Genomic DNA, 15,497 nt, shown 5'->3' with positions numbered 1-15,497 from the left:
TCAGAACATGATGCCCATGCCCAGCTTGATCATCCGCGGCGTGGCATACATCGACGGATTGTGGATCCGGTCGTAGTAGGTGTTGAAATTACTGCGGTGATTGGCCAGGTCCGAGTCGCGGACGATGGCGGTATAGGCCCGGCCGGTGTTGCCGTTGACGCCCCATTCGTTGAGCGTGTCAAAGAGATTATAGATATTCATGGTGATCCGCGTCTTGAGCTGCTTGATGAGCTTGATATCGTAATAGGCGCTCATGTCCACACTGTAGGTGCTGGGCATCTTGGCGTTGTTGGGATAGAGGTTGACCTTGGCCAGCTGGCTCTCGTCCAGCGGTGACCAGGTATAAGTGGCGCCCGAGTTATAATAGGCGGTCATCGTCGTGCCGTATTTCATCGTATTGTAGCCGAGGGTCACATTCAGGGTATGGCGCTGGTCCCAGCTCATCGGGATCAGTCGGCTGATCGGATCCATGCTGCTTCCGGCGCGGGTGAAGGTGGTCGTCGGGTTGTCGGCATTGCCGCGGGAGTACTGCAGAGTATAGTTAGCGTAGGCCGAAAAACTGCCCGAGACGAAATCGTACTTGACCTCCAGACCCTTGGCATTGCCATAATCCTTGTTGCTGTAGAGGCCGTATTCGATCTGATCGTATGTGGTGATCACCTTGGCGCTGAGAAGATCGTAGATGTCGCGGTAAAAGAGAGCCACTTCCAGCCCCATCCCCTTGATCAGCTCCTGCCAGAGGCCGATCTCGTATTGGACGGTGCGCTGCGCCTTGATCTGGGGATTGCCCATGGTCGTCGAGTAATCGGTCGGCGAAACCTGCAGCGAGTGGTTATCATAGAGGGCATAAAGGGGCGGCATCTGGAAAAAGTGACCATAGCTGAAATGGAGCAGCGCGGCATTGCTGAGCTGGTAGGAAAGGCCGAGGCGCGGGCTGATCTGCACTTTGGCATCCGCCTTGGGATAGGTGGTCTTGCGGTTCAAGCTGTCGGCGAAGACCAGCTGGTTGGCCGGATTGCGTAAGTCCGAGGGATAGACCGTATTCGGATCGAAATAGTCATAGCGCAAGCCAAAATTGATCACCATCTCGTCGTACTCGATCTTGTCCTGGATGTAAGCAGAAAGTTCTTTCGGCTTGACCTTGTAGATGTCGGAATAGACCGAGGAATCGGAGTAAACGACCGGCTCGTACAGTTCATTTTCCAGGTCGGTGCCATAGTATTTGTTGCGGATCGTGCGGGACTGCTGATCGAGGTCGTGCAGGGTGTAGAGGATGCCGCTCTTGAGGCTGTGGTTCTTGGTGGCCTGCCAGGTCACATCCAGTTTGGCGTTGGTATCCTTGAGCCAGCGCAGGGAGTGGCTCTTGTCCTGGCCGCCGGTATAGAAACCGGGGCCGTCGCTGGTCAGATATTTATCGTGGAGGTAGCGTGAATCGGTGGGATTGCGATAGAGATAGTAGCCGTTAAAGTTATCGAGATAGGAGAGTTTGACCTCATAGAAAAACTTTTTGCTGATCATGTGGTTGAATTCGAACGAGAAAAGGTCCGAGGTGCGGTATGAGGTGGCGCGGCCATCGGGATTATATTTCCAGATATGCGAATAGCCGTGCCATTCGTCGTCGTTGCGGGTATACAGCAGCGACATGCGGATGTTCTTGATCATGTCGAAGGCGAGTTTGCCCATGAGCGATTTGTTGAGGCTCTTGTTCATCGGCACATAGGAGCTGTCGCCGGTGTGTTCGGAATACCACATCATCGGATCGATTGGTATGAAGTTGCTCAGGTCCCAGGGATTGAAACGGCGCACGCCGTTGAGGTGGTTTTTGTTGTCCTGGTAGCGGCCGTTGACGAAGAAGGTCGGGCCGGATTTCCATCCCGGCAGGACCGGGCCGCTGAGCTGGAATTTAAAGTCCTGATTGCGCAGGACATCCTCATCCTTGAGGCCGATAAAAATACTCTTGTGGTTGGTATAGTAGTTACCGAGGTCCTCGGCAATCGAGCCGCTGTAGTGCTGGCCGCCCGACTTGGTGACGGCATTGACGATGCCGCTCATGGCTCGTCCGTATTCGGCATTGAAGGTCCCGGTGATGACCTCGAGGTCCTGAATTGCTTCGGTCTCCAACTCCACGTTACGGCCGCTGCCGCCAAAAGCCTCCGTGACTTGCATGCCGTCCACCAGGTAGGTGACTTCGTTGCTGCGGCCGCCGCGGAAATGGCCGTTGACGACGCCGGCCTGCATCGAGACCACCGCCCCCATGTTTTCGACCGGGAGGGCAGCGATCTGCTGCGACGACACGTTACGCACCGTGCTGGTCTGGTCTTTTTTCATGGCGACCTTCTCGGCCTGGACGACCACGACCTCTCCCTCGAGCACCGTCTCCTTCATGCGGATTTTGCTCTCAGTGGTGCGGTTGACCGAGACGAGGACATTTTGCATACGCACGGTTTCGTATCCCATCATCTGGGCGCGCAGGGTATAGGTACCCGGCGCCACGTTGAGGATGAAGAAATCACCGTTGAGATCAGCGACGGCACCGGAGCTGGTCCCTTCGACGATGATGTTTGCGCCCGGCAGGGGCTGGCCAGTCTTGGCGTCCATGACCTTGCCGGAAATCTTGCCTGTGGTTTGTGCCAGGAGGAGTCCGGGCACCACAAGTAAAAGCAGGAGCCAACCGAGGTTCCGTTTCATCTTTCGCATGCCTCTTTCCTTTTGTTGTACTGCTGTTTACGTTGGTACTGCTCACAGCATTTCAAGCGGACATCGGGGCTTGAACGTGCCGGCAGATTTCCATCTTGTCTCGAAACACTTTGCGCCCTCCCTCCACCGGGTGCAAAGGGAGCGCGCACAGCGTTCCGGACGTGGAAGCCCAAGCCGCACTGGTCAGACTCGATGGCAAAAAAGAGGCCGCCGCGGATCGGTCGATCCACGGCGGCCCTGAACCTGCTTACTTCATCAGCACCATCTTGCGCATGGAGCTGAAGGTTCCAGCCTGCAGGCGATAGAAATAGACGCCCGAGGTCAGGTTGGCGCCATCGAAATCGACGGTGTGAATACCGGCGGTCTGATTGGCATTGACCAGTGTAGCCACCTTTTGGCCGATCATGTTGAAAACCTCGATCGTCACCTTTTCCGCTTTGGGCAGGGTGTAGCTGATCGTGGTGGTCGGGTTGAAGGGATTGGGATAATTCTGTGAGAGGGTGTAACTCTCGACCGTAGTCACATCCTTGGTTTCCACGCCCACCATCTCTTCCTGGTCGCCGATCCAGGTGAAAGCCCAATACTGCGGGCTGGTCCAGGCGTTGTCCCTGTTGTTGGTGGAGAAGGAGAGGACGCCGGCGCGGGCATTGGCCACATCCGAATCATGGAACATGATCTCGATCGGGATGCGCATCCCGTTGACCGGGTGGAAGCGGGTGTCGTTGACGCCGCCGTGGGTCACCAGCGAATCGAGCGGGATCTTGACTTCGCAGGCATAATCCGCTGCGCCAAAGGGAACAAAGGCATAGTTGGTCGGGGTCGAATTCGGATAGAGGGCGAAATCGCCGCCGCTGCCGTTGCCCCACATTAGACCGGAGGTGATGAAATAAAAGCTGTAATCGGGCTCGGCGCCGCGTTTGAAGACCGTGTGAACCGCTGTCTGGTTGTAGAGGCCGATGTAGAGCTCGATCGCATCATCCTCGTACCAGTTGCCGCCGTCCGCATACATATAGACATCATCCACGACATCCATGCCCAGGTAGAGGGCATTATCGTCGATAGCTATATAGGCGTTCACGGTCAGGTCGTCATCGCTCGAGAAATCACCATAAGCGATGTTCGAAGTCGACGGTTTCAGGGTAAAAGGCTTGATCCCCGAGGCGATCCACTCGCTCATGTCACCGTCAGCGACGAAATTGGCCGGGGGGTTCAGCGAAATTGTAGCGATGCCCTTAGCGACGTTGGAAATGGCGCCGCTGAGGCCAGCCGGGCTCTCGTTGCTTGAGGCGTCCTTGCAGATCACGGCGTAATAATAGTCCTTGGTCTTGTCGACCAGGGGGGTATAAATGTAGTGGGCGAAAGTCTGGGTGCCTTCCGCTACCTTGGCGGCGATCAAAAAGACGCCGGGGGCGGTGACATCGGTGATGGGCTTGGTGCTGGCATAGACGTTGTAAACCTCGCCCTCCTCACCGGGGACATCCTCCCAGATTACCAGGTTGTAACCATCCTGCGGCACGGCGGAAACGCCTGCCGGGGCGTTCGGAGCGACCACGTCGATCACCGGAGTGCCGGTCCAGACATTGGAGAACCAGACCTGCTTGCCGGCGATGGCCGAGCCTTCCGCCATAATGCCAAGTACGGAGACCGCTTCAGTCTTGAAACCGGAGGTCCCGTCCTCGGGGACAAATTCGCTCAGTTTCAGGGCATAACGGTGCCACTGGCCATCGGAGATCGGGGTGAAGACCGAGCCGACCTTGGCGGTGCCGTCTTCGAACTGGAAGCGGATCGGGCCAACACCTTCATCGGTCTTGCAATAGAAGGAGAGAGAATCGGAATCCCAGATGGTGGACATGTCAACCGCCGGCGAGAGATTCCAGCCCATGCCGGACCAGCCGTTATTCCATTCGTTGCCCTGGGTCCATTTTATGGCGTTGGTCTTGGCAACCACGCCAGCGCCCTCGTCATAGATGCAGCTGGACTGTCCCCAGGTCCAGGGCCCCGCCATGAAACCGGCGGCTTCACGACCGTTGAAGAAGACAATCGGCTTCTTCGCCAGGTGAATCAGGCTCAAATCATCGAGATAGAACGCGCCGGTGGAAAAATCGCCTTCGCCGGCGCCGCTGATCGAGATCTCAAAGCCAAAGCCCTTGATTTTGTTGGTATTGAGTTTATCGTTTCCGGAGATGCCGGCCCAACCGGTACGGTTGAAGGCTCCGCCATTCCATTCGTCCATCAGATCCTCATTGCGGCCATCTAGCAGCGGCAGCTTGAACCAGGTCCAACCCGGGTCATTATCGAGGATGTATTCAAAGCTGTAGTAGAATTCAGTCTGGCTGGCGCTATAGGTGGCATTGCCATTAGCGGCGTCGCTGACTTCATAGAGCTCGAAGCGCAGATGGGCGCGGCCGGGGAGGGACTGCTTGGTCTTGATGTTGTACCAGAAGCCGATCGAATCATATTTGGTCCAATCCCAGACGGCGTTGGTATCCGGGTTGAAATGCTCAATCTTGGAGTAGCCGCCCCAGCTTTCCTTGTTGTGGGCGCTGTATTCGTACAGCATCGAGCCGGCCCCTTCCTGCTTGGGATCCGTCACATAGGAGAATTTAACCCAGCCGTGCTCGATCGAGGCGTTGGTATTGACCTCATAGTGCTGGCCGCCGTGGTTGCTTTTCCAGTTCCAGAAATTGGTATCCGCCGGTGCGGAATCAAAATTGAAGATCATCTGCCCGAATGCCAGGACCGGCAGCAGGGCGAAGACCATGACCAATAGCACTTTCTTCATTGCTTCTTCCTCCATTTGGGATTGATAAAACAGGTTAAAGGTACATGCCGCCGCGCAGGGAGACCGGATGAAGACAGGGATCCTGCGTGCGTGTTAAAAGCCCTTCATGTAGCCTGCTTGCCCACCTCCTTTCAGCATGATGGCGACGGGGTTGATTGGATCCCTGAAGATTCACCGTAAAAGGACAATCTTGTGGAGAACGCGTTCCGAACAGGCACCGCTGCTGTGTTCAAGATCCACGAGATAAAGGCCGCTTGGCAGTTCCGGCGACCAGGTGAGGGAATGGCGCCCGGCACTCACCGGTCCATCCGCCAATTCGGCGACCTCCCGGCCGAGCTGGTCATAGACGCGCAGCCGCGCCCGGCCTTCACGGGGGATCTCGTAGGTGATCGTCGTGGCGGTATTGAAGGGATTGGGATAGTTGTGCACCAGGGCAGGAGATTCCGGCCGGCGTACGGCGCCGCTCTGCACACCCGAAACAGCCGGCTCGATCTCCAATCCGTTGAGCAACGAACCCCAGCCGCTGAGTTCATATCCCCAGAGATATTCGAAACGGATGTCGAGGATGCCGTCGTTCGCCGCTACCGGATCGGCGGTCAGTTCGAGGGCCGTTTTCGGCCCGGGATGGGCCACGAGATCGAGGTGGTCCGCCACTTGGCGGCCTTCGACGTAGATGTTATAGACGCGGTTTCCCGGCTCCGTAAAACTCATCTCCGCCATTTTAAGGGTCACCCTGTAGGATCCACGCGGCAGCCGCACCTTGTACGCGACCAACTCATGCATTTCGGAATGATAAAGGGTGTCCTCTTCGGTGTTGAGCACATCAACTCCGACAACGGGTTTGCTGCGGTCGCGCGGCGCCCCGTCCTGGTAGCCGTAATCTACCTCCGGGCCCCACTCCTGATCGGGCAGATAGTCGCGCCAGGCTTTGCCACCGACATTGATTTTTACCGGCAGCGCCAGTGGTTTACGAATGAGGATTTGCTGCAGCTGGGCGCTGAGTTTGTTGGGTGGAGAGAACGTGTCCTTGATGTTCATCACCACCACATTGTTGCGCTTGCTGGTATCGAGCTCAGAGACCGCTAGTTTTACGGTTTGCTGATCGGACTGCAAAGCGGCGTTGAGGATGGTAATTCCGGAGATGGCGAAGTTGGCTTTGGTAGCGGTGGCCGGATCGATGGCCTCGGAGAAGCGGACCGTGACGGTATCCTGATCGGCGCGGGCCCAAAGCACACTAGGAGGCGTTTTATCGGTAAAACCGAGGTCGGTGCCTTTGGTCATGCACAGGACCATGCAGCCATCGCGGAACACCACATTTTCCTTCCGAAAGGTTACCCGGTTGCCATTGAAAGAATGTGTGCCCATCGTCCATCGCGTCGAATCCCAGCGCTCGAAATCGTCATTCCATAGCCGAGTGAAATTGTTGCCGGTGCCGGTGTTGCCGGTGCCCGGGGTATAGCTTGCGTAGCTGACCCAGTCGTAATACGCGAAGAGGGGCAAAATCCGGTCATCCCAGGAGCCGACCCAGCCAGCCGATTCGGAACTCCACAGGTTCATCATGATCTTTTGCGGGAAGACGAACTGCGGGATATGGAACTGGTCTTGGCGGTAAATTTCGCGGTCATCGATGAACCAGGCGATGTAATCGGGGGTCCATTCGAAAGCATAGGTATGAAAGCCATCCTGGGGGACGAAATCAACAGCATGATGGCTGTTGCGCCATTTTTGTCCCGGGCCAATCGTCGTCACCTGGATGTCGTCGGTGTAACGTCCGAGGATTTCATAATCGATCTCGTTCCAGGCGGTGGAATCGGTGATATCATGGTAGGTGAAAAAGGAGGCGAGGACACCATTGCCCCGGGGTGGTTTGAAAGAGGCTTCGAATCGGCCATAGACAAATCCCTCGAGGGTGCGGTACTCCGCTCCCCAATAGCTTGCGGCAAAAACGCTGGATGTCAACATCAGAAAGAGCACCACGGCGTAGCGCAATGGACCCATGCGTTCTCCTCAAAATCACCACACTATTCTGGGCACAGGAGTACTGGAATGGAAGCCCTTCCCGCCGCCGGGCTTCAAGGAAGTAAATTAATATATTTTTTTATATTTGTAAAGAAAAAAATCATCGCTGGCGCGGCTGCAGCGTTTTGCTGGGGCCGACAGAAAAAAAGCGGGCAGAAGTCATGTCACACCCTGCCCGCCTGCAAACGGGGTTTTAAAAAGGTTCCCAAGGCGGCGGCCCTGCTGCCGCTCTTTCAATGGAGTGAGAAAGTTTGTGACAGTCCGGCGATGGTAACCTTGAAATCCCCCGGTTCCAGCACGGGTTTGCCGTCAAGGCCGATGAAACTCATCTCGTCCGCGCTCAGGGTGAAGGTGATCGTCTTGCTCTCGCCGGGCGCCAGTTCGATCTTGCGGAATCCTTTCAGACGCTTGTTGGGCGGCGCCAGCGAAGCCACCAGATCGCTGAGGTAGAGCTGGACGGTCTCCTTGCCGGCGATCTTGCCGGTGTTGGTCACGCTGACGCTGACGGTGACCACCTCGCCCTTGCCCAGGCTTGTTTTGTCAAGGGCCAGGTTGCTGTACGCAAAAGTGGTATAGCTCAGTCCATACCCGAAGGGCCATTGGGGATTGTAGGTATTGGTGCCGCCGGTGTTCTCCGTCCAGAGATGGTCATAAAGCACCAAATCGTTGGGATAGCGGGGATAGGTGACCGGCAGCTTGCCGCTGGGATTGGCATCGCCGAAGAGCACATCCGCGACTGCGCGCCCTCCCTCCATGCCGGGCAGCCAGGCGAGCAGGATGGCCTTCACACCCTCCACGACCGGGCGGATGATGCGCGGCCGCCCTTCGGCCAGCACCAGCACGACCGGCTTGCCAGTCTTCACCAGCGCATTGACCAGATCCAGCTGGGCATCCGGCAGGGTGAGGTCGACGATATTGCCCGGCGTTTCACAGTAAGCCTCCTCACCGAGGCAGGCGATAACCACATCTGCCTTTTTCGCCGCTTTAACCGCGGCCGGGATGTCCACAGCGGTCGCATAAGCGCTACCCGGCAGAAAATTGACGTTGTTGGCTCCGATCTTGGCGACGATCGCCTTGAGAATGGAGAGCTTGTCCTTGGGGAGCAGATCCTCACGGTCACCCTGCCAGGTATAGGTCCAGCCGCCATTGAGAACCGAGAGGCGGTTGGCGGAAGGCCCGGTCACCAGCACCCGGGCTGATTTCCGCAGCGGCAGCAAATCGCCATCGTTCTTGAGCAGGGTCATGGCCTCCTGAGCAGCCTGCAAATTGACCACCGCGGCTTCCGGCGTCGCAAAATGCGCCCTGAGCGATTTGTTGGGATAGGGATTGTCGAAAAGCCCGAGCTGATATTTAAGCGTGAGGATGCGGCCGCAAGCCTCGTCGATCCGGCTCATCGGCACCTTGCCCTCCTTCACCAGCTCGATCAAATCCCGGGTGAAGCTGTAATCACCTGGAACCATGCACATATCGATGCCCGCCATCACGGCCATCTGCACCGCCTCCTTGTTGTCGGCGGCGACATGATGAGTCTGGTAGAGTTTGCTGATATCGCCATAGTCGCTATCGATCACGCCTGTGAATCCCAGCTCGCCGCGCAGCAGATCGGTGAGAAGGTAATGGCTGACATGAACCGGCACGCCGTTGACGTCGGCGGAGTTGATCATCACGGTGTGGACTCCGGCGGCGATGGCCGCCTTGTACGGCGGGAGGATGTATTGACGCAGATAGTGATCGGGAATCCAGGCGGGGGTGCGATCCTTACCCGAGAGGGGCGCACCGTAGCCGATGAAATGTTTCATGCAGGCCGCCACCTTATTCGGCGCGGCGATATTGTTGGGCTCTCCCTCCTGGCCGAGGATATACGCCGAGCCCAGAGCTGAAGTCAGGTAGGCATCTTCGCCGAAGGTTTCCCACAGACGCGGCCAAAGCGGTTGCCGGCCGGAATCGAGGACGGGATTGAAATTCCAGGGGATCCCCGAAGCGCGAACCTCGACTGCCGTGATCTCGCTGCTCTTGCGCACCAGCTCCGGATTCCAGGTCGCGGCCATCGCGATCGATTGGGGGAAAAGCGTAGCGCCCCGGGTATAGGTGGCGCCATGAATGGCATCGATCCCGTAAAGGACCGGGATCTTGAGCCGGCCTTCACGTGCGATATTCTGGATTTCACTGATGATCTCGTTCCAGCGTTCGACTGTATGAGCATGGGTGCCGACATTGAATAACGCCCCAACACCATGATCCAGAATGACCTCGCGCAGCTTTTTCTGGTCCAGTGTCAAAGGTTCTCGGATGCCATTTTGGTCCATCACACAGACGGTTTCGAGGGTGAACTGGGTCATCTGCCCGACCTTTTCCTCCAGCGTCATCTGGTCCATCAGGTTTTCGACGCGGACCGCGATAGCGGGTTGGGCCAGGCTCCGCAGGGCCATGAACAGCACCGCTGTGGCGGTCCAGAATAAAAGACGAACTCCTCTCATGATCGTTATCCTTGAAGGTATTCCGATGTGTCATTTAAATAATATACGGATAAAATCCGGAAATTGCATAAATATTGATCCCCGTCACAACTTTTTTAAGCGCAAACGATCCCGCGGCCGGACTTGCGGCCTCACTCGAAGAGGCGGCGCCAGCCAGCAGCAGGAGCAACAGCACGCCGCAGACCCGGGGCCCCCCTCATCGCACCACCGCCATTTTTCCGGCCAGGGTGAGAAGCGTTCCGGCGGAACGGATTTTGATGCGGTAATAGTAGAGGCCGCTGGGGCCGCGCGCATGCCAGGGATGGCGCTGCTCGCCCGAGGCGAGATGGCCGAGCGCTTGTTCGTCGACCAGCTCGCCGCAGATGTTGTAAACCTGAAGGGTTACCTCGCCCTCCTCTTCAAGGCGGAAGGGGATCACCGTGGTGCTGTTGAAGGGGTTGGGATAGTTCTGTCCGAGATGGAAGCTGCGGACAGGAGGTACCGGCCGGGCGCCGACTCCGCTGGCGCCGGATTCGGCAGAGGCCCATGCGGCCAGGAAGACCAGCGGGGCGTTCCAGTTGATGCAGATCTCGTTGGAGGCGTAGCTGTTGGCGTCATCGATCCAGCAGAGCGCCGGCGGTGTGGAAGAGGTGAAGGTCGCCTTGAGGGCGTCGTCCTGCAGATATTGATTGGCGCCGCCCGCGAGGAGGCCGGGAACAGGGGCGGGGACATTGTCGGACCAGGAGGGCCGGTGATGCGGATTTTTCATACTGGCGGTGCCGATTCCGGTGATATAGGAGACATTATGGGGATTGGCACCGAGCATGTAATGGAGCTGATCGAGAACCGCCGCGCGAAATCTTGACCGGCCGCCGAATTCAGCCGCCAGGGCCAGCAGTATGGCGCGGTTGAGCGCACGCGAATTGGAGCCCCAGTTGAATTCACCGGGCTTGAGGAGGTAGCGGAAGCCGCTGCCGGCTTCCTGCTGCAGCATGCCGTCGGCATACCTGTTGAGAGCGTCGCGCAGTTTGCCCTGCACCTGCTGATCCGCGAGCGCGCTGGTGTCAGCCAGGTAGCTGAGATGCGCCAGCGGCGCCAGAGAGCCCCATCCCATCTCAGCGGTGAATAGATTCAGTCCCGCATAATGATCGAGATACCAGCGGTGGCAGGCGACCTTGCGGCTGGTACGCCAGAGCTCGGCTGCAGCCCAAAGGCGCTCATCGCGGTCGTCGCCGTCACCGTACTCGCCGGTGGAAACGCCGGAGGGATTTTTAAAGCCACCGACCGGAACAATATCGGGATGGCTCTCAAGCCAGTGCCAGGCTTTCTCGGCCCGGACCAGGCAGGTGTCTGCAAACGCGGCATCGAAGGGGCGATAGATGCGGCCCGCCATAGCCATTACGGCCGCGAAATTAGCGGTCGCGGCACTCGAGACCGGCATGAAATAGCGCTTGGCGGTGTCCTTCTGCGGCATGATGATCGCCTCAAAGTCAACCCGGGTTAATTTATGATGTACTCCGCCGTCGGGCTCCTGCATGGTGAGGAACCAGGCCAGTTCATAGCGCACTTCGTCGAGGAGATCGGGCACACCATTGCCGCTCTCGGGGATTTTCAAGGTGTCGGCAGCGCAGCTCACTGGAAAGGTCTCGAAGGCCATCAGCAGAGTACCGGCGCTGATCCCGCCGTTGACGATATACTTGCCATAATCACCCGCATCATGCCATCCCCCCGTGCTAGGCGCCTGGCCGCTCTGGCCGGTGCTGGCATGGTAATAGCCATCCTGAAGGTGACAAGCGGGATGGTTGTACTGCAGCGCGATGGCGACCTTGAGTTCCATGCCGCAGCGCTGGAAATAGAAGGCTCGGAGGGACTTGGTATAGAGCTCCTCATGGACCCTCTCCCCCACCCTGAAGGGATATGAAGTCCCCACACCGGGCACCCTGATCTGATAACTGCCGGGCTGATTCAGGGCACTGAAATCGGCGGTATAAATATCCATGCCCGTTGCGGGATCCTTGAGCTTGCGCAGTTCTACCCGCCCGGCGAGCATCACCGTCTGGGTGCCCTTTTTGATGACATAAAAACTGTCCGCCTGCTGGGTGATGTAGGCCACCTTGACATCACCGGGCAGAAAACCAGCCTGATCGACGGCGATAAAGCCCGCGGCAAAGGCGCAGGCGGCGCTGAGTTGGATGATGAGCAGGGTACAGAGGGCATAGAGAAAAAGGCGCATGGGGTTCTCCTTTGTTGTAGATGTTGAAACTAAAAATAAGAACATTTCCGGCAATTTCAAGGGGATTTTCTGAAGTGGACGGCTGGGCGCCGGGGGAGCCGGTAGGCGGGGGCTTGTGGGTTTTGGGAGGCGGACTACGCCCTGACTCGAATCACAAAAAGGCTATATAGAGCTTGCTTTTTTGGCATAAAATTGCTAAAATTATTATATTTACCGGCTATGAGGAACTTGTTGCTCCAATGCGAGTTATACAATAAACCGCCTGTCCACTCAGAGAACGTGTCGATATGATGCATCCTATCAAGGCCCATCCGGTTCTGTTCCTGATCCTGGCCCTTTTTACCGCCCGGATTACCAATGCCCAGCTCCAGGATCCCGAAACCGAGCGCACTTTCGCCCTGGCCCGGCAGGTCTATCAGGACCAGCTCTACGAGCTTGCCGCTGATCAGTTCAACGCCTTTGTCCAGAAATATCCCTCCTCGCCGCTGGCCGAAGAGGCCTGGTTCCTCCTCGGTGAGAGCTTTTTCCAGCAAAACCTGTTCGATCAGGCGATCACGGCCTACCGCGCCTTGCTGCAGCGCCATGCCGCCCTGACCCTGCGCGACCAGGCCGCCTTTCGTATCGGCCAGTCGCTGGTTTACAGCGGCAAACTTGCGGAGGCCAAAATCGCCTTGCTTCAGTTTCCGCGAGACTATCCCTCCAGCCCGCTGGTGCCCGATGCACGGTACTGGTACAGCGAAGCCCTGCTGCGCGGCGGCAGCAAGGAGGAGGCGCTCCGCCATTTCGGCGAGCTCGTCGCCGAATATCCCGGCAGCAAGGTCGCCGATTATGCCCTCTTCGCCATGGCGGACATCCAGGAACAACAGAATCAATGGGCAGCGGCACTCGCCGCATATGAGCGGCTACTGAAGGAATATCCGCGCAGTCCCTTGTCTGAACAAGCGACCTATCGCCAGGGCATGGCGCGATATGGCCACCAGGAGTATGACCTGGCGATCCAGGAGCTCTCCGCGGCGATCGTCGCCTGGCCGGAAAGCCGTTGGCGTGGCGAGGCGCAATACTTCATTGGCGAATCCTTCGCCCGCAAAGGGGAGCATGAGAAAGCAGCCAAAGCCTTCGCCCTGATCTCCGAGATGCCCGGGAACCGGTATTCGGATGATGCCCTCTACAGTCTGGGCCTGGCCCATCTCCATCTCAACAAAACGGCGGAGGCGCTGACGGCATGGGACAAGCTGCTGGCCACCAGCACGGACGCCGATCTCAAGGCGGCGGCGCTCTTCCAGAGTGGTCACGCCCTGCAGCGCAGCGGCCGCAGCGAGGAGGCGCTCGAGCGCTACAAGCGGCTGATCACCGAATATCCGCGCAGCGCCGATGCCCCCAACGCGCTTTTCGAGCAAGCCGGCCTCCTGTTTCAGGCGAAAGAGTTCACGCGGGCCCGGGCGCTCTTCAGCCAGATCGTGGAACGCTTTCCCAAGGCCGGCGTCGCCGGTGATGCGGCCGTGATGGTCGGCGAGTGTTTTCTCGGCGAAGGCAACGTCGAAGCCGCCAATCGGATTTTCCGCCAGGCCGCCGGCGGGTATGACAATCCGGAGGTCAAGGCCCAGGCCATCTTCAAGCTCGGGCTCTCGCGATTTCAGGCGGGAGAATACGACCTCGCCCTGAAGGATTTCGAAGACATCCTGCGCGTGTACACCCGGAGCGCGGTGGCGGCCGATGCCCGCTTCTGGCACGGCGAAACCCTTTTCAAACTCGGCCGTTATGCCGATGCCCTGAGCGCCTATCAGCTCTTTTTGCGGGAGACACCCGGCTCCCCACGCGCCCCTGAGGCCTATTACGGGCTTGGCTACTCCGCCCTCAAGTCAGGTCAGTTCCAGAATGCCGCCGCGGCGTTCGCCACCGCTGCTGAAAAATCCACCTCCGAAGCTCTGCAAAACGATGCCCGCTTGCGGCAAGGCGATGCCTGGATGAATGCCAGGAAATTTCTCGAAGCCATCCGGGCCTATCAGGTCGCCTATGAAGGCAGCAGAGACGGCAAGATCCGCGCCGAAGCCCGGTATCAGACGGGACTGGCCTGGTATCGCAGCGGCGATTTCAGCAAGGCGCGTGCGTACCTCCAGGAGGTCGTCAAGAGCTGGCCCGAATCCTCCTTCGCTCCGGAGGCGCTCTATCTGGGCGGCCGGGCCTGCTTCCGCGCCAATGAGTTCGAGGAGGCCATCACCCTGTTCAGCCAACTGATCCGATCCTATCCGTCCTCTGTCCTGCTCGACGATGCCACCTATGCGATTGCCGACTGTTATTACAACCTCGGCGAATACGACAAAGCCATCGCCCAGTATAAAAAGGTGGTCGATACCTATCCCGGGAGTGAGCTGGTGGCCGACGCCCTGACCGGATTAAAGTGGTCCATGATGCAGAAGGGGGAGACCGCTCAAGCGGACCAGGTCGTAGCCGGCTATGTCGAACGCCTGCCGGACCGCGAAATCGCAGCCAGGGTGGTGGAGCGCCAGGCTGAATACTTTCGCGACAACGGTCAATATCCCGAGGCCATCGCGCAGTATGAGAAGCTCCTCTCCGGTTACAGCGCCACGGCTGCGGGACAATCCGCCTGGTATGGGATCGCGCGGTGTCAGCAGGCCCAGGGGCAACCCGACCAGGCTATCGCCTCATTCCGTCAGCAGTGGACCAGGTTCCCGGGAGCAGCCGCGGCGCCGCAGGCTCTTTTCACCGGCGCCCAGATGCTTGCCGAGCGAGGCGACAAAAAGGAGGCGGCAGTATGGTATGCCCGGTTGAGTTCTGAATATCCCAACCATAAGCTGAGTTCCGCCGCGGCTTACGCCCGGGGTGTACTGGATATCGATGCCGACCAGCCGGATCAGGCGATAGAGCGCTTCAAGGCGTTGGAGAGCGAGGGCAAGAGTGCCGCCGACCGGGCGCTTGCCCGACTCGGACAGGCGCGGGTCCTGATCGGCAAGAAGCAGTACGAAGAGGCCCAGACCCTGCTCGAGCAGCTGCTGGGAGAAGGTTCCCCCGCCATCAGCGCCGAGGCCCAGTTCCTCCTGGCCTCGATCCTGCAGGAGCAAAAGGAGTGGTCCAGGGCGAGCCTGGCGTTCGTCAAGATCAAATATCTCTATCCGGAGGAAGAGGAGTGGGTGGCAGCCGGCCTCTACCAGGCCGCCCGGTGCAACGAGGCGCTCGGACGGCTTGCGGATGCGCGCCGGCTCTACCAGTCGCTGATCAATGACTTTCCCGGCCGGACCGATTACGTCTCCAAATCGCGCGTGCGTCTTGATGCGCTTGCAGGAAAGTGAGG

6 protein-coding genes are annotated in these 15,497 nt (G+C 58.4%); 1 reads left to right on the top strand and 5 read right to left on the bottom strand.

Annotated features, from left to right (window positions below):
* The 5 genes from PLH32_05230 to PLH32_05210 all read right to left on the bottom strand — a co-directional run bounded on the left by PLH32_05230 (position 1) and on the right by PLH32_05210 (position 12,187).
* A complete protein-coding gene (locus PLH32_05230; GenBank protein ID HQJ63998.1) occupies positions 1-2,697 on the bottom strand; it encodes a TonB-dependent receptor in 2,697 nt (898 codons plus the stop codon).
* Between the two features lie 247 nt (positions 2,698-2,944).
* Positions 2,945-5,479 (bottom strand): T9SS type A sorting domain-containing protein, encoded by a 2,535-nt coding sequence (locus PLH32_05225; protein ID HQJ63997.1) that lies wholly within the window; start codon positions 5,477-5,479, stop codon positions 2,945-2,947.
* 171 nt (positions 5,480-5,650) lie between these two features.
* Entirely contained in the window at positions 5,651-7,477 is a 1,827-nt protein-coding gene (locus PLH32_05220) for a family 16 glycosylhydrolase (protein ID HQJ63996.1), read from the bottom strand.
* A gap of 254 nt (positions 7,478-7,731) precedes the next feature.
* Positions 7,732-9,975 (bottom strand): glycoside hydrolase family 3 N-terminal domain-containing protein, encoded by a 2,244-nt coding sequence (locus PLH32_05215; GenBank protein ID HQJ63995.1) that lies wholly within the window; start codon positions 9,973-9,975, stop codon positions 7,732-7,734.
* Between the two features lie 196 nt (positions 9,976-10,171).
* Positions 10,172-12,187: a glycoside hydrolase family 9 protein gene (locus PLH32_05210; GenBank protein ID HQJ63994.1), complete on the bottom strand. Its 2,016-nt coding sequence runs from the start codon at positions 12,185-12,187 to the stop codon at positions 10,172-10,174.
* Positions 12,188-12,474: 287 nt separating this feature from the next.
* On the opposite strand from PLH32_05210, the gene PLH32_05205 reads away from it, so the two are divergent.
* Positions 12,475-15,495: a tetratricopeptide repeat protein gene (locus tag PLH32_05205; protein HQJ63993.1), complete on the top strand. Its 3,021-nt coding sequence runs from the start codon at positions 12,475-12,477 to the stop codon at positions 15,493-15,495.
* Positions 15,496-15,497: the final 2 nt, after the last annotated feature.

The organism is bacterium (genome assembly GCA_035419245.1).
Taxonomy (GTDB): domain Bacteria; phylum Zhuqueibacterota; class Zhuqueibacteria; order Residuimicrobiales; family Residuimicrobiaceae; genus JAKPUX01.
The sequence above is the reverse complement of the archived record's forward strand: the minus strand, read 5'-3'. Positions and strand labels throughout refer to the sequence as shown.